The sequence below is a fragment of the Flagellimonas sp. genome (assembly GCF_965215805.1).
Classification (GTDB): domain Bacteria; phylum Bacteroidota; class Bacteroidia; order Flavobacteriales; family Flavobacteriaceae; genus Flagellimonas.
In genome coordinates this window covers 3,657,808-3,679,354 of sequence record NZ_OZ244124.1, presented here as the reverse complement: position 1 = coordinate 3,679,354, position 21,547 = coordinate 3,657,808, and the positions used below count along the sequence as shown (strand labels likewise).

21 protein-coding genes are annotated in these 21,547 nt (G+C 43.2%); 5 read left to right on the top strand and 16 right to left on the bottom strand.

From position 1 onward, the window contains the following. Positions 1-11 precede the first annotated feature (11 nt). Positions 12-971 carry a Gfo/Idh/MocA family protein gene (locus ACOOE0_RS16255; RefSeq protein WP_420399964.1) on the bottom strand — a complete coding sequence of 320 codons (960 nt, stop codon included), beginning with the start codon at positions 969-971 and terminating at the stop codon, positions 12-14. Positions 972-1,086: 115 nt separating this feature from the next. Here ACOOE0_RS16255 and ACOOE0_RS16250 point away from each other — a divergent pair, with 115 nt between their 5' ends. Next, the gene (locus ACOOE0_RS16250; RefSeq protein ID WP_420399963.1) at positions 1,087-1,728 is read left to right on the top strand and encodes a protein-L-isoaspartate(D-aspartate) O-methyltransferase; all 642 of its coding nucleotides are present in this window, start codon (positions 1,087-1,089) and stop codon (positions 1,726-1,728) included. A 5-nt stretch (positions 1,729-1,733) separates the two neighbouring features. Here the strand turns inward: ACOOE0_RS16250 and smpB are convergent, their stop codons facing one another. After that, the gene (smpB, locus tag ACOOE0_RS16245; RefSeq protein WP_420399962.1) at positions 1,734-2,195 is read right to left on the bottom strand and encodes an SsrA-binding protein SmpB; all 462 of its coding nucleotides are present in this window, start codon (positions 2,193-2,195) and stop codon (positions 1,734-1,736) included. Positions 2,196-2,263: 68 nt separating this feature from the next. On the opposite strand from smpB, the gene ACOOE0_RS16240 reads away from it, so the two are divergent. Further along, positions 2,264-3,004, top strand: coding sequence for a DUF6503 family protein (locus ACOOE0_RS16240; protein WP_420399961.1), 741 nt, complete (start codon positions 2,264-2,266; stop codon positions 3,002-3,004). Here the strand turns inward: ACOOE0_RS16240 and ACOOE0_RS16235 are convergent, their stop codons facing one another. Then, positions 3,005-3,460: a histidine phosphatase family protein gene (locus ACOOE0_RS16235; RefSeq protein WP_420399960.1), complete on the bottom strand. Its 456-nt coding sequence runs from the start codon at positions 3,458-3,460 to the stop codon at positions 3,005-3,007. A gap of 152 nt (positions 3,461-3,612) precedes the next feature. Between ACOOE0_RS16235 and ACOOE0_RS16230 the strand changes: the two genes are divergently transcribed. Beyond that, complete coding sequence (locus tag ACOOE0_RS16230; protein WP_420399959.1) at positions 3,613-5,181, top strand: PorP/SprF family type IX secretion system membrane protein; 1,569 nt, start codon at positions 3,613-3,615, stop codon at positions 5,179-5,181. Between the two features lie 12 nt (positions 5,182-5,193). Here ACOOE0_RS16230 and ACOOE0_RS16225 read toward each other — a convergent pair whose 3' ends face one another. The 5 genes from ACOOE0_RS16225 to clpB form a co-directional block, all read right to left on the bottom strand. Continuing rightward, a complete protein-coding gene (locus tag ACOOE0_RS16225; RefSeq protein ID WP_420399958.1) occupies positions 5,194-5,790 on the bottom strand; it encodes a TetR/AcrR family transcriptional regulator in 597 nt (198 codons plus the stop codon). Positions 5,791-5,862: 72 nt separating this feature from the next. Next, positions 5,863-6,927, bottom strand: a complete 1,065-nt coding sequence (locus ACOOE0_RS16220; protein ID WP_420399957.1) for a dipeptidase — start codon at positions 6,925-6,927, stop codon at positions 5,863-5,865. Positions 6,928-6,978: 51 nt separating this feature from the next. Then, complete coding sequence (locus tag ACOOE0_RS16215; protein WP_420399956.1) at positions 6,979-7,446, bottom strand: RidA family protein; 468 nt, start codon at positions 7,444-7,446, stop codon at positions 6,979-6,981. A gap of 5 nt (positions 7,447-7,451) precedes the next feature. Then, a complete protein-coding gene (locus ACOOE0_RS16210) occupies positions 7,452-8,765 on the bottom strand; it encodes a gluconate:H+ symporter (protein ID WP_420399955.1) in 1,314 nt (437 codons plus the stop codon). A 153-nt stretch (positions 8,766-8,918) separates the two neighbouring features. Further along, positions 8,919-11,519, bottom strand: a complete 2,601-nt coding sequence (gene clpB / locus ACOOE0_RS16205; protein WP_420399954.1) for an ATP-dependent chaperone ClpB — start codon at positions 11,517-11,519, stop codon at positions 8,919-8,921. A 144-nt stretch (positions 11,520-11,663) separates the two neighbouring features. On the opposite strand from clpB, the gene ytxJ reads away from it, so the two are divergent. Then, positions 11,664-12,053 carry a bacillithiol system redox-active protein YtxJ gene (gene ytxJ, locus ACOOE0_RS16200; RefSeq protein WP_420399953.1) on the top strand — a complete coding sequence of 130 codons (390 nt, stop codon included), beginning with the start codon at positions 11,664-11,666 and terminating at the stop codon, positions 12,051-12,053. A 76-nt stretch (positions 12,054-12,129) separates the two neighbouring features. On the opposite strand, the gene ACOOE0_RS16195 is transcribed toward ytxJ, so the two are convergent. Then, complete coding sequence (locus ACOOE0_RS16195) at positions 12,130-13,335, bottom strand: hypothetical protein (RefSeq protein WP_420399952.1); 1,206 nt, start codon at positions 13,333-13,335, stop codon at positions 12,130-12,132. Positions 13,336-13,586: 251 nt separating this feature from the next. Here ACOOE0_RS16195 and glyA point away from each other — a divergent pair, with 251 nt between their 5' ends. Beyond that, positions 13,587-14,861 carry a serine hydroxymethyltransferase gene (gene glyA, locus ACOOE0_RS16190; protein ID WP_420399951.1) on the top strand — a complete coding sequence of 425 codons (1,275 nt, stop codon included), beginning with the start codon at positions 13,587-13,589 and terminating at the stop codon, positions 14,859-14,861. 46 nt (positions 14,862-14,907) lie between these two features. Here glyA and ACOOE0_RS16185 read toward each other — a convergent pair whose 3' ends face one another. From ACOOE0_RS16185 to ACOOE0_RS16155, 7 genes are all read right to left on the bottom strand, one after another. Then, positions 14,908-15,555 (bottom strand): hypothetical protein, encoded by a 648-nt coding sequence (locus ACOOE0_RS16185; protein ID WP_420399950.1) that lies wholly within the window; start codon positions 15,553-15,555, stop codon positions 14,908-14,910. A gap of 174 nt (positions 15,556-15,729) precedes the next feature. Then, positions 15,730-16,398, bottom strand: a complete 669-nt coding sequence (locus tag ACOOE0_RS16180; protein WP_420399949.1) for a histidine kinase — start codon at positions 16,396-16,398, stop codon at positions 15,730-15,732. An 18-nt stretch (positions 16,399-16,416) separates the two neighbouring features. Beyond that, positions 16,417-18,507: an ATP-binding protein gene (locus tag ACOOE0_RS16175; protein WP_420399948.1), complete on the bottom strand. Its 2,091-nt coding sequence runs from the start codon at positions 18,505-18,507 to the stop codon at positions 16,417-16,419. Positions 18,508-18,614: 107 nt separating this feature from the next. Then, the gene (locus tag ACOOE0_RS16170; RefSeq protein ID WP_420399947.1) at positions 18,615-18,833 is read right to left on the bottom strand and encodes a hypothetical protein; all 219 of its coding nucleotides are present in this window, start codon (positions 18,831-18,833) and stop codon (positions 18,615-18,617) included. 21 nt (positions 18,834-18,854) lie between these two features. Then, on the bottom strand, positions 18,855-19,016 hold the full coding sequence (locus ACOOE0_RS16165) for a hypothetical protein (protein ID WP_420399946.1): 162 nt from the start codon (positions 19,014-19,016) through the stop codon (positions 18,855-18,857). 138 nt (positions 19,017-19,154) lie between these two features. Further along, a complete protein-coding gene (locus tag ACOOE0_RS16160) occupies positions 19,155-19,889 on the bottom strand; it encodes a LytR/AlgR family response regulator transcription factor (RefSeq protein WP_420399945.1) in 735 nt (244 codons plus the stop codon). 129 nt (positions 19,890-20,018) lie between these two features. Further along, complete coding sequence (locus tag ACOOE0_RS16155; RefSeq protein WP_420399944.1) at positions 20,019-21,518, bottom strand: choice-of-anchor Q domain-containing protein; 1,500 nt, start codon at positions 21,516-21,518, stop codon at positions 20,019-20,021. Positions 21,519-21,547: the final 29 nt, after the last annotated feature.

Genomic DNA, 21,547 nt, shown 5'->3' with positions numbered 1-21,547 from the left:
GCGAATCACTTTTAGAAGGATTCAATAATTTGTAAGGCCACGCGCAGGGCTTTGGTTCCTTGTTCCAAGGTCACAATGGGTTCTGTATCTGTGTTGATGGCATCTGCAAAGGTTTCCAACTCGTCCAAAATGGCATTATTGGCTTGAATGTCGGGGTTTTCAAAATAGATTTGCTTCTTTTCTCCCTCTGCATTTTGCAAGATCATGTCAAAATCCCCGGGTTGTTCCGGTGCGTCTTTCATCTTCACCACTTCCACCTTCTTCTCCAAGAAATCCACCGAGATGTAGGCATCCCGTTGGAAAAACCTTGATTTCCTCATATTCTTCAGGGAAATTCTACTGGAGGTAAGGTTGGCCACGCAACCGTTCTCAAATTCGATACGCGCATTGGCAATGTCAGGAGATTTACTAATGACGGAAACCCCACTGGCGTTGATTTGTTTCACTTGGGAATTTACCACACTTAAAATGGCATCGATGTCGTGAATCATGAGATCCAAGACCACGGGAACATCCGTTCCCCTTGGGTTAAATTCGGCCAAACGATGTGTTTCGATGAACATGGGGGTGTCAATCTTATCCTTGACCGCCAAAAAAGCTGGATTGAATCGCTCCACATGCCCCACCTGTCCTTTTACCTTGTGTTGATTCACTAGTCCGAGCAGTTGTTCGGCTTCATCCAAGGTGTTGGTAATCGGTTTTTCAATAAAGATATGCCGCCCTTTTTCAATGGCTTTTTTGGCACAATCAAAATGGGAAAGAGTAGGGGTTACAATGTCCACCACATCAACCAAATCAATTAATTCATTGATGTTTTCAATGTAGGAGTAACCAAATTCGGCCGCTACTTTTTTAGCATTGATTTCATCGGGATCATAAAAGCCAACAAGTTCGTATTTCTCCGATTCGTTTAAGAGCCTTAGGTGGATTTTACCCAAATGTCCGGCACCAAGGACGCCTACTTTTAGCATACCCATTGTTTTTGTCAAAAATAAGGATATGGCACCACTCTTCCATGAAAATTAGCTGGCAACCCGCTATTAATTTTCAAGGGAACTTTTTAAATTCGTGGGCCAGACCAACACCATGAAAGATACACACAAACATAAGGGTATGCGCAACCAATTGGCCGATGTACTGGTTGCCAAGGGAATAGCGGACAAGAACGTATTGGATGCTATCAGGACCATTCCCAGACATCTTTTTTTGGATAGTGGGTTTGAGGATCATGCCTATCAGGACAAGGCCTTTCCCATTGGGGCGGAACAGACCATTTCCCAGCCCTACACCGTTGCTTTCCAAACAGAGCTTTTGCAGATAAAGCCCAACGACAGAATTTTGGAAATTGGTACGGGAAGTGGATATCAGACAGCTGTTTTGTTGCACCTAAAGGCCAAAGTTTATACGATTGAGCGACAACAAGAACTATTTAAAAAGACCAAGTTGTTCTTCACCAAAATGAACTATAGACCCAAAAAAGTGGTTTTTGGTGATGGCTACAAGGGTTTACCGGAAGAAGCCCCCTTTAATGGTATCATTGTCACAGCTGGAGCGCCAAAAGTACCCAAGGCCCTAATGTCCCAATTGAAAGTAGGAGGAAAGTTGGTGATTCCTGTGGGTGTGGACAGTCAGACCATGACCTTGTTCACGCGAAAATCTGAAAAGGAATTTGAAAAACAGGAGTTGGGAGCCTTTAGGTTTGTGCCGTTGCTAGAAAACAAAAATTGATTTCCTTAACGGTTAAAGTTCTTTTTGATTCGGGATAAATCACGTTTGTTGTCCCTGTCTTTTATCGTTTCCCTTTTGTCGTAAAGTTTTTTACCCTTGGCTAGGCCAATATTTACTTTGGCAAGCCCTTTCTCATTTATAAACAGGTTGATCGGAATTATGGTAAGTCCAGAAGTGGTTACCTCCCTGCGCAGTTTTTTTAGTTCTCTTTTGTTGAGTAAAAGTTTGCGTTCCGCTTTGGGTTTGTGATTGTAATACCCTCCATGACTATACTCATCCACTTGCATATTGATCACAAAAAGCTCCCCACGCTCGTTGAACTCGCAAAAACTCTGGGATAGCGAAGCCTTGCCCAATCGGATGGATTTTATCTCGGTCCCACCTAAAACTATTCCAGCCGTGTAGGTGTCCAAAATTTCGTAATCGAATCTGGCGCGCTTGTTTTTTATGTTAATGTTTTTCTGCATTGGGACAAAAATAGAAACTCTTTGTAATGTTGTATTGAATTTTACGATTATCTATGAAACCGATTTTTATGAAACCTGTTTTTTTTGGATTGATTTTGGTACTTACCCTGTCCTGTAAACAACAATCCAAAACCCAACTGACAGCCCAAGAAATTGTGGACAAATCCATTGAAGTCAGTGGTGGACTTTTGTACAAGACCCATGCAAGCTCATTCAAGTTTAGAGGTAGAAAATACAGTTCGCAGATAGATAATGGCAAGAAGGTTTTGGAACGCATCACCTATTTGGATTCAGTAACTATCAAGGATGTTAAGACCAATTCCGATTTGAAACGCTATTTCAATGATTCCTTGGTGTCCTTACCTGATACCTTGGCTTTCAAATATGCAAATTCTGTAAACTCGGTACACTATTTTGCGCGATTGCCCTATGGTTTGAACGACAGGGCCGTAAATAAGGAGCTTTTGGGAACCGAAACCATTAAAGGAGTGCCCTATTTCAAATTAAAGGTAACCTTTGAGCAAGAAGGGGGCGGGAAGGATTTTGATGACACCTACATCTATTGGTTTAACACTGAAACTTTTAAGGCAGATTATTTGGCTTACGACTATCACACCGATGGAGGGGGACAGCGTTTTAGGGAGGCATATAATGAAAGATTCGTAGAAGGAATACGCTTTGTGGATTACAATAATTTCAAACCCAAAAAAAAGGGAACGGCTCTATTGGAAATTGGCAAAATGTTTGAAGAAGGTGGCTTGGAGCTCCTGTCCAAAATTGAACTTACGGATATTGAAGTGACTCCCTGATCAGTCTATTTGTAAACGAAGGTCAGTGGCTTCCCCGTCAATGATCCGGATAATAAAAAGACTACTGTTGTCCGTGTCATCCATTGATTGATATTTATCAATCCCCAACATTTTATTGACAAAATCCGGGGTGGTGTTGCTGTGTCCCACCACCAGCACACTCAATCGCTCGTTGGAACTCTTAAAGGCCTCGATATCCAGGGAGGTAGGATCATAATACTTTATGGGAATGTTCTTTTTTACAGAAGTAGGAGCTGCAGTCATGGAAGTGCGCTCATAATTGGTGGAATATACCGCATCCAAATCAATGGGATCAAACACCTCGGCCCATCTAATAGCTCGGTTTAAACCATCCTGATTCAATTCAGGGTCTTTATTTTCAGGGTCGGTTCTGTCTTTTTCGGCATGTCTGATAAAATAAAATGTGGAAATCACGGGATCTTCTGTAATTTCCATATCTTTAGTTGTCTCGTTGCATCCCACAACTGCAATAGAACAAAATGCAATGGCGATAATAAGCTTGGTCATTCGCATAAATACTGATCTAAGTTTCCCTGAATTTTACACTTGTTGTGTTTAAAAGTAACGTTTAAATTTTAGTTTATCGTATGCTCAAACATTTGGCATGGCTTTTATTGCTACTTCCTGTGTCGATTCTTAGATCACAGGAACGCACCTTGCCTGCTGATTTTCGGCAGCATAACCTGAGCCAGTTCAATGCCAGCCTATTGAACCCAACTTTTGCATTGGATTGGAATAGACCCAATGCCATGTCCATATGGACGCGATGGCAATGGCAGACGGTTGACGGTGACCCAACTACCATTTTTACGAATTACACCCAACTCATAAACTCCAATGCAGCGGCTGGGGTTGGATTTTTACAACACAATACAGGTACATTTTTGAATACAGGTTTGAACCTGAACTATGTCCATGCTTTCCCTTTGGAAAATGATATTAAGATATTTGTGGGGGCCAACGTTTTTGGTTTTAGGGAAAAACTTGCGGATGACCGTTTTATTCCCAACCCAGATATTGAATTACCTGAACTGGAAACCACAAACGACTTTATCCTGGCGTTTTCCCCAGCGGTCCGATTACAAGTAAACCAGTTCAACCTGGGTTTGTCCATAGAAAATGCCATAGATGTTAATTTTTCTGAGAGCGGTGCAGGTAGGGGAGATGGAGGAACGGTGGTACTGGGAACCATCAGTAACGATTTTCCGATTTCGTTGTTCAACGGACTGGGCCCTAGTTTTGTGCGGCCAATGATTTATTTAAAAACTATCCCGGATGAGGATACCCAGTTTGGAATCAATGGATTGCTTTCCACCTCAAGATTTTGGGTTCAAGCGGGCTATAATGGTTTTTATGGTATCTCTGGAGGAGTAGGGGTAACTTTTGCAAATCAATTTTCCATTGGAGGCCTCATAGAAAAGGGAACAGATAATACCCTAAGGGATGAGAAATCCACATTTGAATTAATCCTCTCATATCATGGAGCCGCTTCGGACAACCGGAAAAAAGTGGTGGACTTTGATTGGGAAAAAGATGATGAGCTAGCCCGCTTACGTATGCAGCAGGAGGAAGAGCTACAACAAGAATTGGAGAATCAAAAACAGGAAGAGGAGAAGAGGATACAAGAGGAAGAAAACAGAAAACTCCAGGAGGAAGAAAGAAAACAGCTTGAAGAGGAAGCCAGAAAACAGCAGGAAGAAGAAAATCGTTTGGCAGCGGAACAAGAACGCCAGGAACGGGAAAGCGCGGTTGTTGAAGAACAGAAAAAACAGGATTCCATTGCTGCCGCTGCATTGGACAGGGCCAGATTATTGGCTGAACAGAGACGGAAGGACAGCATAGCCAAAGTTCAAAATGAAAAGGTAGAATTGCAAGGCAATGAAAAATATGAGGAGGTGGCCAGTGCTGATGGTCTTGAACCTGGATTTTACCTGATTGCCAATGTCTTCGGAACCAAGAAATATCATGATGCTTTCATGGCCAAACTTACCAAGGACGGATTGAACCCTAAATCCTTTTATAGAGCTTTGAACAAGTATAGGTACGTGTATTTGGGTCGGTACAACACTATGAACGAGGCCCGCAGGGCGCGAGACAGTAAGTTGGATGGAAAATATCCGGATAAAACCTGGATTTTTAGAGTACGGGCAAAATAAGAAACCAATTCTTTATTTCTTGATCTCTCGCTGCACCAATTGCTCCAAATACGCAATGGTATTGACCAAGTATTTGCGATCTCTGGTCATTGTGGACATGGTAATAGCACCTTGAAGCATAGTAAACAATTGCTTCGCAAATTGAAGTGGGGGAACTGGTATATGGATTTCACCATTTTTAGAGCCATTTTCCAAGACCAATGCAATCTTCCCTTCAATTTCTTTAATGGTTTCCTTAACGGCAGCAGCCAATAAATGGTTGTTGTGTTGTGCGTCTACTCCAACATTTAATATGGGGCATCCGCCCATGGGCAAGGTATACACATCGTATTGCCTATAAAATCGCAATAGCGAATGAATTTTATCCATGGCTCTTCCTTCCACCGCCAGTTTATCGTCAATAATGGCCAACAAATGGTTGCGGTTATATTCAAAGGCCGACATGGCAAGGGATTCCTTATTTTCAAAATTTCCGTAAATGGCCCCTTTGGTAAGTCCTGTTGCTTCGGTAAGATCGCTCATGCTGGTTCCCACATAACCAAACTTGTTAAATATGGGCGCAACTGTCTCTATAATATAAGCTGTGGTTCGTTCGGCTTTGGTAGACATTTTGGGTTTAGTTGGTCGTAGCTAATATATAAAAATATACTGTTGGGTATCAACATGCTGAAATTTTTAACATCAGGCCCAGACGCGTTGTAAAAAGCGAATAAAGTTTTGGTTCATAATATTTTCAATGGCCCCGGTATTGTATCCACGTTGTGATAAGAGCCCGGGAACTTGCTGTAAATCTGCTATAGTGTCCAAGTCCGCGGGAGATTGTTCCTTGCCAAAAGCCCCGTCCAAATCGGTACCTATTCCTACGTGATCTGCATTGCCCGCGAGTTGGCAGATATGATCTATGTTGTCAATCATCTGTTCAAGGGCTACCCCCATACTTTTGGGATCCGACTTACCACGAACCCAATTGGGAACCATCATCCAAGCATCCAGTGGTATCCCAATAACTGCCTTGCGCTGTATCAATTCCTTAATTTGATCATCTGAAAATTGCCGATTGTGCTCTACCAATTCCCTGCAATTACTGTGGCTGGCCCATACTGGACCATTGTGGTATTTCATGGTTTCCCAAAAACTTTCATCACATAAATGCGTGGCATCCAAAATAAGGTTTAGCTCCTCTATTTTTTTTAATAAGGTTTTCCCCTTTATCCCAATACCTCCCACAGAATCCGTTCCATGGGCATACACCCCTGGACCGTAATGTGCAGGTCCTATGGCCCTAAGCCCTGATGCATGGGCTTGTTCCAGGTAATCCATGTCCACGATGGAATCTGCACCTTCCAAACTAAGTATATAGCCAATAGGTTTATGGCCTTTGGTCTTTTGCCATTGTTCCAAGTGGGTATTTAAACTGGGAAGATTTGAAATTTGAACCATTTCCCCTTCCTTTTCCATAGCTCGATACCAAGCCAACTGCCCTTGGGTCTGGGCCCACGCTTGCTGTTGCGAATTCCAACCGGGAAGTGGATTGTTACGGTCTGAAAAGCGGGCTATCTGCGTAGCCACACAGAGCCCTACATTGCCTTTGCGCATTGCATCCAAAGAAACTGTGTTCTTCTCGCGATCTGGTTTATCTGTCATCCCTTTTTCCAGTTCACGAATCTCGGAAACAGGAAGTCGAAGATCTCGATTCCATTCCAGGGCATTCATGGCTAGATCCAAGTGTGCGTCAAAAATCAGCATGAAAATGTGTTGAAATAAATATTGAAATACATCTTTTCAAAAAGCACGCCATCAGCTTTTTAGCTGAAACATGGCTTCTATTTCCACAGGAATATTCTCAGGAAGCATCATGCCAACAGCGCTTCGAACGCCTATCCCACTTTCAGTTCCGAAAACATCGGCCATAAGCTCACTGAACCCATTGATCACATAGGGTTGTTTTCCAAAATCTGGAGTACAATTGACCATTCCCAGTACCTTGACCACACGCGCTATGCGATCTAAGCTTCCAAAATGCGTGTTGATGGTGGATAACATGGTAAGGCCAACCTGTCTTGCTGCCAGCTTGGCGGCGTCCTTGTCCAAGTCATCACCGGCTCGCCCTTTCATTAGGGAACCATCCAGGTTTACAGGACCTTGGCCAGATACATACAGAAAGTTGTCAACGACCAAAATAGGTCTATAGACCCCAGCTGGGGGAGGTGCAGGCGGCAGTACAAGGCCTAGTTCTTTTATACGTTCCGAAGGTGATGTGCTCATAGTATTTAGATTATCATATTCATTGCCAGGACACCCAACAGTCCCATGATGCCTACTAGGGTTTCCATTACGGTCCAGGTGGACAAGGTTTCCTTTACAGAAAGGTTGAAGTATTCTTTAAACATCCAAAATCCTGTATCGTTGACGTGGGACAGCATTAAACTTCCGGAACCGATGGCCAAAACCATGAGTTCGGCACTTACATTGGCGCTGGAAGCCAAAGGTAATACAATACCCGCAGCTGTTAGTCCAGCGACGGTGGCAGAACCCACGCTAACCCGAATGGCAGTTGCAATCAACCAGGCCAAAACCAGGGGAGAAACGGCTGAACCTTCCAAACTGGAAGCGATGTATTCGCTAACCTTGCTATCTATTAAAACCTCCTTAAGCGCACCCGCTCCTGCGATAATCAATAAAATCATGGTAATGGTGGAAACGGATGTGGAAATAGATTGCATCACCGTTTTCATGTCCTTACCTCTTGCAATTCCAAGGGTGTATATGGCCATGAGTACTGAAATGAGAAGGGCAATCACAGGATTACCAAGAAACATCATGATATCTCTCAGGACTCCTTCGGGCAGCAGATTTTCCGCCGCAATGGCAAGGCCTATTAAAATGATGGGCAAAAGTGCAGTCAAAATACTGATGGCTGTGGAGGGCAACTTCTCTTCAGGGATTAAAACAGGATTGTAAAATTCTTTGAGGGGCTTGGCCTCTACTTTTTTAATGGTTCTAGCGAACAAAGGCCCAGCCACCAAAATGGCAGGAATCGCTATGATAATACCATACATCAAAGTTTTTCCAATGTCTGCGTTGAACATGGCCGCTATAGCTGTTGGTGCAGGGTGGGGCGGAAGATACCCATGAGTTACGGAAAGTGAAGTCAGCATAGGAAGACCCACATAAAGAAGCGGTAAACCCGTGGAGATGGCAATGGTAAAAACCAAAGGGATCAAAATCACAAAGCCCACGGAATAGAACATGGGAATTCCCACGATAAAACCGGTAACTACCATGGCCCATTGGACATTTTTAACCCCAAAGACATCCACTAACCTGGTGGTGATCCGTTGGGCTGCACCGCTATCGGCAACCAATTTGCCCAGCATGGCCCCAAGACCCAAAATAAGCACAAGAAAGCCCAGCGTATTGCCTATTCCACGCTGTATGGATTGGACAATATCCGGAAGCTGCATCCCTTGGAAAATTCCAACGAAAAGACAAACAACGATGAAAGCCAAAAAGGCATTCAATTTAAATCGGGCTATTAAGACAAACAGGATTAAAATGCCGAGAACGGCTATTACAATTGGCATGGCTGGATTTTATAAAAGCCCCTAAAATAAAGATTTGCAATGAAATATTGCGTTCAGATGTGTGCTATTTTGTGATTATATGGTGTAAATTGAAGAAAATCAAAAAGCCCCAACTTCATTAAAAATTGGGGCTTGATTTATAGTGAAGCGAGCTTAGTTTACCAGCTCACTCTGGTTTCTGAAAACTAATTTATCATCAAACGAATCCAATAAAACAATGCTCTCGGCTTTAATTTTACCTGCTAACAGTTCTTTGGATAAATTATTCAAGACCTCTTTTTGGATCAACCGTTTAACGGGCCTTGCTCCAAATTGGGGATCATACCCTTTAATGGCCAAATAATCAATGGCCTCCTCCGTGGCATCCAAAGTAATGTGCTGTTTGGATACCATTTTTTTGAGCTGTTCCAATTGAAGACGAACAATTTCCTTGATATTGGCTTTATCCAACGGAGTGAACATAATAATGTCATCAATCCTATTTAAAAACTCAGGGCGTATGGTTTTGCGAAGCAATCCCATTACTTCCATTCTGGCTGCTTCGGCTGCATTGTCCAGATCCGTTGCATCCTCAAATTTTTCCTGGATGATGGGACTTCCCATATTACTGGTCATAATTATGATCGCATTTTTGAAATCGGCCACGCGACCTTTATTGTCCGTAAGTCTACCCTCATCCAATACCTGCAATAGAATGTTGAAGGTGTCAGGGTGTGCCTTTTCAATTTCATCCAAAAGCACAACGGAATAAGGTTTTCTCCGAACGGCCTCGGTCAACTGACCTCCTTCGTCATAGCCCACGTATCCAGGAGGTGCTCCTACCAATCTGCTTACTGCATGCCGCTCCTGGTATTCACTCATATCAATACGCGTAATGGCATTTTCGTCATCAAAGAGATAGGCGGCCAAGGTTTTGGCCAATTCCGTTTTACCTACTCCCGTACTTCCCAAAAAGAGGAAGGAACCAATGGGTTTTTTGGCATCCTGCAAGCCGGCCCGACTTCTTCGGATGGCATCGGAAACGGCTGTTATGGCCTCTTCTTGGCCAACCACACGTTTGTGGAGTACGTCCTCCAGTTGCAACAGTTTTTCCCGCTCGCTCTGCAGCATTTTGGTCACGGGAATCCCTGTCCATTTGGCAACCACCTCCGCAATATCTTCGTTGGTCACTTCTTCCTTGATCAAGGTGCCAGCCGTTTGTTGGGCCGCCAGTTCATCCTGTAGCTTTTGGAGATTTTCTTGGGATTCCTTGATTTTGCCATAGCGTAGCTCGGCAACCTTGCCATAATCCCCATTACGCTCAGCTCTTTCTGCTTCCAGCTTATAGTTTTCAATATCATGTTTTGTCTTTTGGATATTGTCCACCACACTTTTCTCACTTTCCCATTGCGCAAAGATTTCATTGCGCTCTTCCTTCAAATTGGCCAGTTCCAGATTCAAGGATTGCAACTTGGCCTTATCGTTTTCCCGTTTAATGGCCTCAATCTCAATTTCCAGCTGCATTATTTTTCGGTCCAGCACATCCAGTTCTTCGGGTTTGGAATTGATTTCCATTCTGAGTTTAGATGCTGCTTCATCCATAAGGTCAATGGCCTTGTCCGGTAAAAAGCGATTGGTGATGTAACGCTGTGACAGTTCTACAGCAGAGATGACTGCCTCATCCTTGATACGCACCTTGTGATGGGTCTCGTATTTTTCCTTGATTCCCCTTAAAATGGAGATGGCACTTTCAGTGTCGGGCTCATCAATGACCACTTTTTGGAACCTACGCTCCAGAGCCTTGTCCTTTTCAAAATACTTTTGGTATTCATCAAGGGTAGTGGCCCCAATGGCTCTCAATTCTCCACGCGCCAAGGCTGGTTTTAGAATGTTGGCCGCGTCCATGGCGCCTTGTCCACCTCCAGCTCCAACCAAGGTGTGAATTTCATCAATGAACAACACTATGTCACCATCCGACGAAGTAACTTCCTTAATCACGGCTTTTAAGCGCTCCTCAAACTCTCCTTTAAATTTTGCCCCTGCAATCAAGGCACCCATATCCAAGGAATAGATAATCTTGTCTTTCAAGTTTTCCGGAATGTCACCCTGAACAATTCTATGTGCCAATCCTTCTGCTATTGCGGTTTTACCAACACCGGGTTCCCCCACAAGCATGGGGTTGTTCTTGGTTCTACGGGAAAGAATTTGCAATACGCGTCGAATTTCCTCATCACGTCCAATTACGGGATCTAACTTGCCGTTATCTGCCAGTTGGTTGAGGTTTTTGGCATATTTATCCAAAGAATTATAGGTGTCCTCAGCACTTTGGGAGGTAACTTTTCCTCCTTTTCGCAATTCTTGGATGGCAGCATTTAAGTCTTTTTCGCTTACCCCTTGATCTTTGAGTATTTGGGCAATTTTGCTCTTGGATTTGAAAATGGCCAGGAGCAAATGCTCAATGGATACAAATTCATCGCCCATCTTTTTGGCAACAATATTGGCTTCATTCAAAGATTTGCCAGCGTTTTGGGAGAGCATAATGTCACCTCCTGAAACTTTGGAGAAGCTCTCCAATTCTTTGTCCAAGATTTGGGTGAGCAAGGCAGTGTTCACGTTCAATTTTTTTAGAATGAACGGCAACACGTTTTCATCAACCAGACCAATGGCCTTGAAAAGATGTTCGTTTTCTATTTGTTGATGCCCCATTTCCTGTGCCAGCTGCTGGGCCTGTTGAAGGGCTTCCTGTGATTTTATCGTAAAGTTGTTAAAGTTCATCTCAATCGTTTTGTATAGGGATTGTCAACAACCCTACCATTTGCCCCAGACAGTCAAAATGTCGCTAAAAGCCCAAAAACACAGGACATTTCGTCAGTTTGTAAGCTTTTTGCCCAAGCTCGACATAACATATAAATTTGCAGTATGGGATTATTCGGTAACGTATTCGGGAAAAAGGAAGAAAAGGAAAAGGCAACAACAAAAGTTCCATGGATTCCATTGGAATCTATGGAGCAATTGGAAGAGATTGCAGAAAAATCCAAAACCCGGACACAGATTATATTTAAGCATTCCACCACTTGTGGGATTAGCCGAATGGTTTTGAATATGTTTACAGGAAGCTATAATCTGGGTGATGAAAATGACATCTACTTTTTGGATTTGCACGCGCACAGGGGAGTGTCCAATGCGGTGGAAAGTAAATTTCAGGTAAGACATCAATCCCCGCAACTACTCGTCATAAAAAACGGGAAAGCTAGTTTCCATACCTCACATGGGGCAATAGCGGATACGGATTTAAAGGAAGTGGTTTAGGAGGGAATGAAATAAATACGAGCGCCCGTTTTCTGGGCGCTCGCACTTACTTTATCTAGTATCTAACATACAATATCTAGTCATTGAACTGATTGTCCGCCACAAACTGGTTTTGGGCAATAATGGACTTCAGTCTGGCTTTTAAATCCTCCCCAGCATCGTAGACCATTTGCTCATTGGTTGGGAAGGGTACCGCTCTTACGTTCAGCAGGTTTATCAAGTCTGTATCCAAAGCCCTTTTATCACCTCTGTAGTTGGCATATATGTGCTCAAAAACAAATTCGCTGGCTAGGGGATAGGAGTTGATTTCCTGCCCGTTGGCCAAATTGGTGAAACTCACCTTGGCTCCAATTTGGGCAGCTTTAAACTGGGTAAACTGATAGAAATTACATCGCACCGTTCTAAACTTATCCACCTTGATTCGGTTGCCCAAACTATCCTTTACGGCATTACCCTCATCATCCAACAAATATTCAAACCCATCTTTGATTTGTTTTTCTTTGATGATCTGCTTCTCATTGATCTGCTCTGGAGAAATATTGATTTCCCTGAAATTCAGATTAAGCGCATAATCATAGTTCACATCTTCCAAGGGATTGGTATGGAACTCTGTCCAGAAATTATTGATGCCGTAGGCATTGAAATCCAGTAGTTCGGTTTCCAATCGCTCTGGGATGATCTGTTCGGTCTCGTTCCCGATATCAACGCGAACATACTCCAAACCTTTGTTGTAAGCCTCGTCCATTTTGGCAATGGTTTCCTTATATCCAGGATTAATATCCTGCAAATATTTCAATTCGCTATAAACGGACCTATACTCAAACTTCTCCCTTGCATTCGTCAACATATTGTTGGCATTGCTGTACAAATATTCGGAAAGATTGGTCTTGGTAGCCAAAATTCTAGAATCGTAATTCTGGAAATTGAATCGGGCGTCCCTACCTTCTTCGTAAATCGAAAGTGGCATTAAAGGTCTTATCCGTTGTTGGATTTCCTTCAAACGCAGGTATTTGTTATAAATGTTTTCCAAGTTGGCCGGATTGCCATCCTGTTGCAAAAAGGCAATCTGCTCCAGCTCTCGCTGTGTATGCTTGGCAAACGCATCTTCCAACAACACCACATAGGGTTGATGTCCTTTTTTGGTCTTGTTTTCCGCTAGATTCTTGATGGCTTTGTTCATGGCAGAAACATAGTTTCCGCTATTCAAAGCTTCCTGGGTCTTTTTAACGCCTCCGCAGGCAACAAGTAGTACCAGTGTACCAAAGAGTAGTATTTTCTTCATGGCTTTTTGATTTTATTGGTTATGGTTGGTTTTTCAACAGCCGTGCCAAAAACCTTCAAATTATTAACGAAAAAGGTTTAACGGTAGTATAAAATCGATGAAATGCACAAAATGAGCCTGATTTTGACTCTCAAACCAGCAGCGGAACATTGTTAATTGTCGTTTGATAAAATTGATTTTTGGCACATTTTTTTTCAGTTCCGTTAGCTTTTCTATTCGTACTTTTAGCACTTCTAAATTCACAGGCAAAAATGGAAAGAGATCACCGAATTTTTGAACTCATTGAAGACGAAAAAGAAAGACAGTTGGAAGGCTTGGAGCTGATTGCTTCCGAGAATTTTGTAAGCCCACAGGTTATGGAGGCGGCAGGTTCCGTGTTGACCAATAAATATGCGGAAGGCTACCCAGGAAAACGCTATTATGGAGGTTGTGAGGTAGTGGACCAAATTGAGCAATTGGCCATTGATCGGGCCAAGGAATTGTTTGGTGCGTCCTATGCCAACGTACAACCACACTCGGGCTCCCAGGCCAACGCTTCGGTGTACCATGCCTGTCTTCAACCCGGTGATACCATTTTAGGCTTTGATCTTTCCCATGGTGGGCATTTGACCCACGGTTCCCCTGTGAATTTCTCCGGGAAACTTTACAATCCTGTTTTCTATGGGGTAGAAGAAGAAACAGGGATGCTCGACTATGATAAAATCCAAGAGGTTGCCGATAAGGAAAAACCCAAACTGATTATAGCGGGTGCGTCTGCCTATTCGCGAGACATGGATTTTAAACGGTTTAGGGAAATAGCCGACAGTGTTGATGCCCTTTTGGTAGCAGATATCTCGCACCCAGCGGGCTTGATTGCCAAGGGTATTATGAACGATCCCATTCCGCATTGCCATATTGTGACCACCACCACCCATAAAACACTGCGAGGGCCAAGAGGGGGACTGATCTTAATGGGAGAGAACTTTGAAAACCCGTTCGGTATCCGATTAAAGAACGGAAACTTGAGAAAAATGTCGGGACTTTTGGATTTGGCCGTTTTCCCAGGAAACCAAGGTGGACCTTTGGAGCATACCATTGCGGCCAAGGCCGTAGCCTTTGGAGAAGCCCTAACGGATGACTTCTTGCATTACATCATCCAAGTAAAGAAAAATGCGGAGGCCATGGCCAAGGCATTTGTGGCCAGGGATTACAAAGTAATCTCCGGGGGCACGGACAACCATATGATGCTCATCGACCTAAGGAACAAGAACATAACAGGGAAAGATGCGGAAAAAGCCCTGGAGCTAGCCGCCATCACTGCCAACAAGAACATGGTGCCCTTTGATGATCAATCGCCCTTTATCACTTCTGGAATACGGTTTGGAACTTCTGCTGTAACCACCCGTGGACTCAAAGAAGCTGACATGGAAACCATTGTGGGTTATATAGATGAGGTGCTTATGGATGCTACAAACGAGAAGAGCATAGCAGGCATTAAGCAAAAGGTGCATGACCTTATGCATTCAAGACCGTTGTTCAGTGCTTAAACTGGACAAGGTGTTTCTTTACAGCCCTTACTGGTAGAAAGTAGTTTTAGTCCAAGAGGAAAAAATCTTCTTTCTTCATGGTTTTGCTTTCCAAGCAGTAGACCATCACGTCGTGTTGCGGGTCATCTTCAAAGTACAGCCCCCAGTGGTCAAAATAGCTTTGTTCCCAGTTTTCCAACGAACCTCCCTTCTGGGAAGCATCTTCAAAAACGGATACAAAAATTTCATAGGGCATTTCCGTCAGGCCTTTTGTGAAATACACAAAATGTTCGCTGGCCTTATTGATAATGGCCCCCAATTGGTCCGGGATGCTGTAATCTTGGATTCTAGTTATAATAACGGAGGTGTCCTTAAAGTGGATAGACAGCTCGGCGATGTCTATGTTTCCGTCATTCAAATTGCTCAACTGCTCAAAGGCAGTGTCAAAAGAGGATTTTCCATTTTCGGTGCAGGAAAATCCACCCCAATTACCAGTGCTGAAATGGTGCAAACCTTCGGTAAGACCAAAGTTGCAAGAAACATCTAAAATTAATTCGGTCCTCTCAATTGCTCTTTCATATTGACATTTTACCGTCAATTCCGCGAAAAAATCTTTTTCAAGAACCCGAATGAATTCGTCCAGTCCTTCTGCAGCAACAAATGTCCTGATACCAGTTAGGGGGAAAATTAGATTGGATCTTTTTTGGTATGGCATTTCGTTTCTTCATCGTGTTCCCTATCAAAGTTAAAACGAAACTTTATCATTCGGTTGGAGGAAATCCTTAAAAATTCTGGGGATTTCCTTCAATTTACCCCCTTTTTTAGGGATTTTTTGGGAAAAAAGAAAAAATGGCCTTCTGGAAATCACCTGACGGCGATGACAAACCAATTATATGAACCCACGGTTTTTGGCTGCCAAAATCAAGGCAAGATCGTTCTCGTTCTCGGTACCAAAAAGGGTTTTCATATGCCTTTTTCGGTTTTCTATGGAAGAAGGAGACAAACGGATATGTTGTTCCAAATCCTTGTTCTTGGTTCCAATGGACAAATGGTAGAGAATCTTCTTGTCCTTTTCATCCAGATCAATATCGTTCTTCAACTTTTTACGAATGGCCGCCAAGGCTTTGGAGGAATAATAAGGAGGATTCAATGTTACCGTTTTCACGGCATCTTCCAAAGTTTGGGGGTCGATGTCGTTTTTGATCAAGTAGCCATCCGGGTCCACGGATTTAAGTATGCTGTTGATTCTAAAATTATCGCTAAAGGAGGACATGAATATGATCTTGGTCTCTGGGACCAAGCGCCGGGCCAACTTACCCAGATCTTCACCCGTATGGGGTTGATCTTCATTGGGAGGATACAATTGTACGTCCAGAAACAGGATGTCGTATTTAAAGGAGTCCACGGATTCCTCGATCATACGTTTGCCCAGTTCATAGGAATTGGCCGTATCCACAATTATGGAATATCCTTCAAAAACAATGCGCTCCAAGATATACTTGTACCCCAGCATCGTCATCTCATGGTCATCAATGGTTAAAATTCGTAGTGTTTTCATACGTTCCGTATTTAAGATTTAGGCATTTTGCATTTGCATTTGTCCCTCCATATCTGAAGGGTTTTGCGATCCAATATACTTGGCGGGCATCTGGACCGTAATGGTGGTCCCGTTTCCTTTTCCACTATCCACATGCAGGGTTCCGTTCATTTTTTCTGCTCTGGAGGTCAGGTTTCGAAGACCAATACCGTTCCTGCCCTTGTTCACATCAAAGCCAACACCATCATCCTGTATGGTCAGGGCAAGCATACCATCTGACAGCTTAAAGGCAACGAGGGCTTGTTTACATTGGGCATGTTTGACGCTGTTTTTAAGGGATTCCTGCACAATTCTATAGCTGTTGATTTTGATATCGCCATCCAGCGCATCCCATTCCACATCGTCGTCATAAGTAAAGGAACATTCAATTCCAGAGGAAGCTTCAATGGTCTCCACCAGCTCTTCCAAGGAAACGATAAAGTTATAAAATTTTTCGTACGAAGCTTTGTTCATTTCGTGGGATATGGTTCGGATTTCTTCCTCCACTTCCCGTAGTTTTTCAATCATTTGCGCCCGCTGCTCCACGGCAGATTCGTCGTTCTGTTCGTTAAGCGCTCCCATGAACATGCTAATGCTAAGCAGATCGCCCAGCACGCTATCGTGCAGCTCTTCGGATACGCGTTTCTTCTCCAGTTTTTTGCCTTCTTCAAACTTGCCCCGTTGTGAGAGCATTAGGTTATAGATCTCTTTGTTGGCCTCTTGTTGCTTCTGCTCAAATTTAAGCTTGTTGTTACTGGCCCGTTGGGTAAAAATGATGTAGAGCGCGATGGCGGACAACAGCAGGCCAATGGCCACCAAGGTCCAGATAAGTTTGCCACGGGTAAGGGCCTCGTTTCTTTGGATTACCTCGTCCGTTTCCAAACGGATACGGGCGAATTTGTCTCTTTTGGTGCGTTCCTCTTCCTTTATTTTTTCATTGAGATCATAGTATTTGTTCGAATGTGCAACTGCATTTTTGCTATCTAAACCAGTTAGTAGTCTCAATAGTTCTAGATTTTGATCATTATTAGAAGTCTCTTTGGCCAGCAGTAAAGCCTCATTGGCTACATGGACTGCCTGAGCTGTGTCTCCCAGAAAAGCAAAAATTTCAGCATGATATTGTTTAGCTCGAGCTTGGTCCATTGAAAAACCAATGCTATCATTTATACCAATTGCCTCATCAATTAATTCATGTGCCAATTCAACATTTTTTTTGCCCTTAAAAATGGAATAAGACATACTGGTCATTGCTCTTGCAAACAGCACAGGCTTTTCCGCTCTAATATTGGGATTTTCCACCAATTCTGAGTATTCCATTTCTGCCTTTTCATATTGTGAATTCTCTAAGAAAACAAAAGCTATGTTGTTTTTGTTTTGCCACTCTAGGGCAATTTTGTCTGAAGAATCCAGCTTTTGAATTAGTTCTCCAGCCCTCTTGTAGTACTCAAGAGATTTTTCATGGTTATTCATACCAAGAGCTATTACCCCTAAAAGATTGTTACAATTATAAATTCTCCAGTGATCTCCTAATTCTTCGAATATAATTAGTGACTCGGTGGTGCTAATCTCAGCGCCAAGGTAGTCTTTAAAATAATCTTGGATATCTCCCATGCTGTACAACATTCGTCCTCTAAGAGATAGCGATGTGGAATCAATTGGTAAACGGTCAAAACTTCGGTAGGCACTTTGGTAATGATAGTAAGCACTATCCATAACGCCATAGGATTTAAGGAAGGAGGCTAAATCCCAATGCGATTCCCCTTCGGCTTTATAAAGTTTACCTCGAGCTGCAAGCTTTAAAACCCGCTGATTCATTTGTCGGAAACCCAACGAATCTTCCAAACGTTTGTAGGCCAAGGAAATTCGAGAGAGATGATCCAGTCGGATGGTATCATTGGCAATTCCAAAGGCCAAATCTGCAGATTGACTTAAAAAACCTTTGCGTGTTTCCAAGGGCAGATGCGTACTATCCCGTGAAGCATCAATCCAAGTGTTGATTTGTTCAGACTCTTTGGAAACGGGAACAACCGTAGCTTGCTTTCCGCAAGCGCATAGCAAAATTAGAACCAGTATTATGTACTTGTTTTTCAAGGTATTGTGCTAAAATGGGGGTAAAGTTTTGTTTTCTTTTACTACAAGGTATAAAAAAAGCCCCAGACCGTAACGGAAATGAGGCTTTGTACTAAGATGGCAATTACTTACAATTGACGGTCGTCATCAATTGCATGAATCAAACCAGAAAATCTATTATTATTGATTAGGCTACGGATATTCTGCCGTTCCAACTTCAATATTTTATTGTCAAAAGTAACCATAGGCTCCGAAACAGCTTCATCTTGGATGTCAGAGTTTTGGAAACATGCAAAAAAACTAAATACACCTATAATTAAGGAGATTTTGATGTAATGTTGTTTCATGAGCTTTGGGTTAAATGTTGTTTACTGGCGATCGTCGTCATTCTTATCTGACCCTGTGCTTGAGTCCTGATCTTCCAAGCTTTCCATTAGGGCTTCGGTTTCACTTACATTGTCTGCTTCACAAGAAAACAATCCCATTGTCAATACTACTACGGCAAAAATACTTACAACCTTTCTCATCATCTTTCTTAATTTTTGGTTAGAAAATTTGGTTTATGCAGCCAAGTTATCTTAGTGATTCAGAAAGAAAGCGGGTGTCCCAAATGTTTTAGTAAATGGACCTACTATGTTAGAATTTTGCAGAAATGTGTAAGAATTACACTAATTATAAGTGTTAATTGCCGTTTTGGAGAGCATTTCCTTTAGGGTGTCCACTTTTTCCCTGTATGTCTTGGAGAAGGGGAGCTCGTCCTGGTTCTCTGTCCGTAGGGTGCAGATAGACTTTCCGTAATTGATACGGCGTACATAGCGGCTATTGATAATATAACTTTGGTGGATACGGACAAAGCTCTCTGGCAGCTGCTCCTCAAAGGACTTGAGGGTTTTAAAGGCGCTTATCACATGGCCATTGCGCATAAAAAAGTCCGTGGAATTGTTATCGGATTTTAGGTATAGGATATCGGTGGTGTCCAAGTACCTATAATCATTATAGGTCTTAAGGCAGAGCGTGGCGGGAACATTTTGTTGAGGGAAACTCTTGCGCAGCCTTAAAATGGTCTTGCGCACATCAAACTCGTTGTGCGGCAAGACCCAATAATCAAAGAAACCACTTTTAATAGCGTTGTATGCAAATTTTTTGGAGGAGGAGTAGCCTATGATAATGGGGAGGCTGCTCAAGAACTGGTTCAGTTCCGATACCATATGAAAATAACCCATGCCCTCGTCCTGAAGATTGATCAGAACCACATCAGGGGCAAATTTTAGAATGGTATTTAAACCGTTTTCGGGATTGGCGGCGGTACCTACACAGCTAAAGTCTCCATATTCTCTCAAGTACACTTGTAATTGGAGCTTGGAAGCAGCATTGGAATCGATAATGGTATAGGTATAATCCATATGTAAAACCCTGGCTGCAAGTTAATAACGTCTCAAAAAAACTCGTTGCATTTTTCCCTTAAAAAAACTGGGGGATTCCCGCAAAAACAGGGTTTTTCGAGGGTTTTTATCATAAAAATTCCAAAAAACTCAATTTTCAGGAACAAATTCGTACGCTCCAATATCTGGATTTGGCAACCTGTCCACACCTCGGATGTCCATGGAAATGGAAGGGAGAATATCCGGGTCTGCTGCATCTATGGCAAACGAATTGGCACCTATATGAAATTGGTTATCAAAAGGTAAGAAAAAATCCGCGTCACTATCAAAAATTACATCAATATAACGATCTGCGTCCCCAAAGTTATATAGCGGGTCATTTTCAAAACTACTGTCCGAGCTGTTAAACTGCAGTAGGCAGTTTCTAAAGCTGAAATTAAAGGCCGCCGCGGCATCCGCCACCAAACTAAACTCCACGGGCATGCTCCCGCCAACAATACAGTTGATGAAATCCGCCTGTTCCAAGTCTGTGCTTGTGGATCCCTCAAAATTATCCAGGGCCAGGGCAGTGCCCGTTCTAAATCCGTTGCCCCAATAGTTGGCCAAGGTGCAATGGGTAAATTGGTATCTGCCACCCAAATGTCCCAGAAAGCTGTAGCCGCCCGCGCCACCCAAAACGGTATTTTCTGCCAGAATACGAGCCGAGGTGGCCCAAAGATTATGGTTAAGGCTGTTATAAATCTGGCAGTTGCGAAGGGTCAGGGTAGGGGTGTCCCAAGGTGCTTCGCCTTCCGCTCTTAGCCCCAAGGTGGCATTTTTGAGCGTGAGATGTTCCAAATGATTGTTGGTACTCCCCGATCTCAACCAGATGGTGCCCCATTGGCCTGGTTCTTCAGCGTAGGCGGGCTCTAAACGGTCGCCCTCAAAAATGACCTCGTTCTCCAAAAGTTCTAGGTCCTCGCTAAGGCTGCCATTTACGTGCAGGGAAGCACCACCTTCAACGATCAAGCCCGAATTGTTATGGAAATGCACTCGCGCACCTGCTTGTACATTCAAAGTATTGCCATCAGGGACGGCGGCATAGCCATAGATTACGTAAGGTTTCTCATTGGTGAAGAGCAATTGTTCGGGTTCCAGATAAAAACCTTCCACCTGTATCTCGTTCCCATCGGCATCCTGGCCTACCACCAGGGTTTCCTTGGTACCATCGGATTGCGTGGCGGGATAGAGGAAGACCGCATCCTTGACCAGGGTGACCAAGGGTACGTTTTGGGTATTGGGGCCAGTGCCAAACAAAAGATTTTCTGTGTACAAAAATTCGGTTTGGTTGGTGGGTGCCACATCATAGGTGGTTTCAATAAAGACAAAAAGACTGTCCTTGGCCAAAAGGGGAATGTCCGTGAATTCCTTTCCTGCCAAGCCATCCACGTTGAGTCGATAGCTGCTGTTTTGTCCCGTCTCCAAACCAATAAAGGGAATCAATATATCCCTGACCCCCTTGTTATATACCTTTAAGGTATAGGTGGCGCTCCCAATGTTGGTGAAAATGGTATCCAAGAAAACGGTATCCTTGGAAAAGGACAGATTGCCAGAGCTGGGTTCGTAGTCAAAATCCTTACGGCAGGAGGCGGCAAGGATGATGAGGACCATGCCTGCGCAGATTGCCATAGATTTGAGAT

Excerpts from the sequence above, each read along its gene's own strand:
- ACOOE0_RS16255 (WP_420399964.1), bottom strand. The coding sequence starts at position 971 with ATGCTAAAAGTAGGCGTCCTTGGTGCCGGACATTTGGGTAAAATCCAC.
- ACOOE0_RS16250 (WP_420399963.1), top strand. The coding sequence starts at position 1,087 with ATGAAAGATACACACAAACATAAGGGTATGCGCAACCAATTGGCCGAT.
- smpB (WP_420399962.1), bottom strand. The coding sequence starts at position 2,195 with ATGCAGAAAAACATTAACATAAAAAACAAGCGCGCCAGATTCGATTAC.
- ACOOE0_RS16240 (WP_420399961.1), top strand. The coding sequence starts at position 2,264 with ATGAAACCTGTTTTTTTTGGATTGATTTTGGTACTTACCCTGTCCTGT.
- ACOOE0_RS16235 (WP_420399960.1), bottom strand. The coding sequence starts at position 3,460 with ATGGAAATTACAGAAGATCCCGTGATTTCCACATTTTATTTTATCAGA.
- ACOOE0_RS16230 (WP_420399959.1), top strand. The coding sequence starts at position 3,613 with ATGCTCAAACATTTGGCATGGCTTTTATTGCTACTTCCTGTGTCGATT.
- ACOOE0_RS16225 (WP_420399958.1), bottom strand. The coding sequence starts at position 5,790 with ATGTCTACCAAAGCCGAACGAACCACAGCTTATATTATAGAGACAGTT.
- ACOOE0_RS16220 (WP_420399957.1), bottom strand. The coding sequence starts at position 6,927 with ATGCTGATTTTTGACGCACACTTGGATCTAGCCATGAATGCCCTGGAA.
- ACOOE0_RS16215 (WP_420399956.1), bottom strand. The coding sequence starts at position 7,446 with ATGAGCACATCACCTTCGGAACGTATAAAAGAACTAGGCCTTGTACTG.
- ACOOE0_RS16210 (WP_420399955.1), bottom strand. The coding sequence starts at position 8,765 with ATGCCAATTGTAATAGCCGTTCTCGGCATTTTAATCCTGTTTGTCTTA.
- clpB (WP_420399954.1), bottom strand. The coding sequence starts at position 11,519 with ATGAACTTTAACAACTTTACGATAAAATCACAGGAAGCCCTTCAACAG.
- ytxJ (WP_420399953.1), top strand. The coding sequence starts at position 11,664 with ATGGGATTATTCGGTAACGTATTCGGGAAAAAGGAAGAAAAGGAAAAG.
- ACOOE0_RS16195 (WP_420399952.1), bottom strand. The coding sequence starts at position 13,335 with ATGAAGAAAATACTACTCTTTGGTACACTGGTACTACTTGTTGCCTGC.
- glyA (WP_420399951.1), top strand. The coding sequence starts at position 13,587 with ATGGAAAGAGATCACCGAATTTTTGAACTCATTGAAGACGAAAAAGAA.
- ACOOE0_RS16185 (WP_420399950.1), bottom strand. The coding sequence starts at position 15,555 with ATGCCATACCAAAAAAGATCCAATCTAATTTTCCCCCTAACTGGTATC.
- ACOOE0_RS16180 (WP_420399949.1), bottom strand. The coding sequence starts at position 16,398 with ATGAAAACACTACGAATTTTAACCATTGATGACCATGAGATGACGATG.
- ACOOE0_RS16170 (WP_420399947.1), bottom strand. The coding sequence starts at position 18,833 with ATGAAACAACATTACATCAAAATCTCCTTAATTATAGGTGTATTTAGT.
- ACOOE0_RS16165 (WP_420399946.1), bottom strand. The coding sequence starts at position 19,016 with ATGATGAGAAAGGTTGTAAGTATTTTTGCCGTAGTAGTATTGACAATG.
- ACOOE0_RS16160 (WP_420399945.1), bottom strand. The coding sequence starts at position 19,889 with ATGGATTATACCTATACCATTATCGATTCCAATGCTGCTTCCAAGCTC.
- ACOOE0_RS16155 (WP_420399944.1), bottom strand. The coding sequence starts at position 21,518 with ATGGTCCTCATCATCCTTGCCGCCTCCTGCCGTAAGGATTTTGACTAC.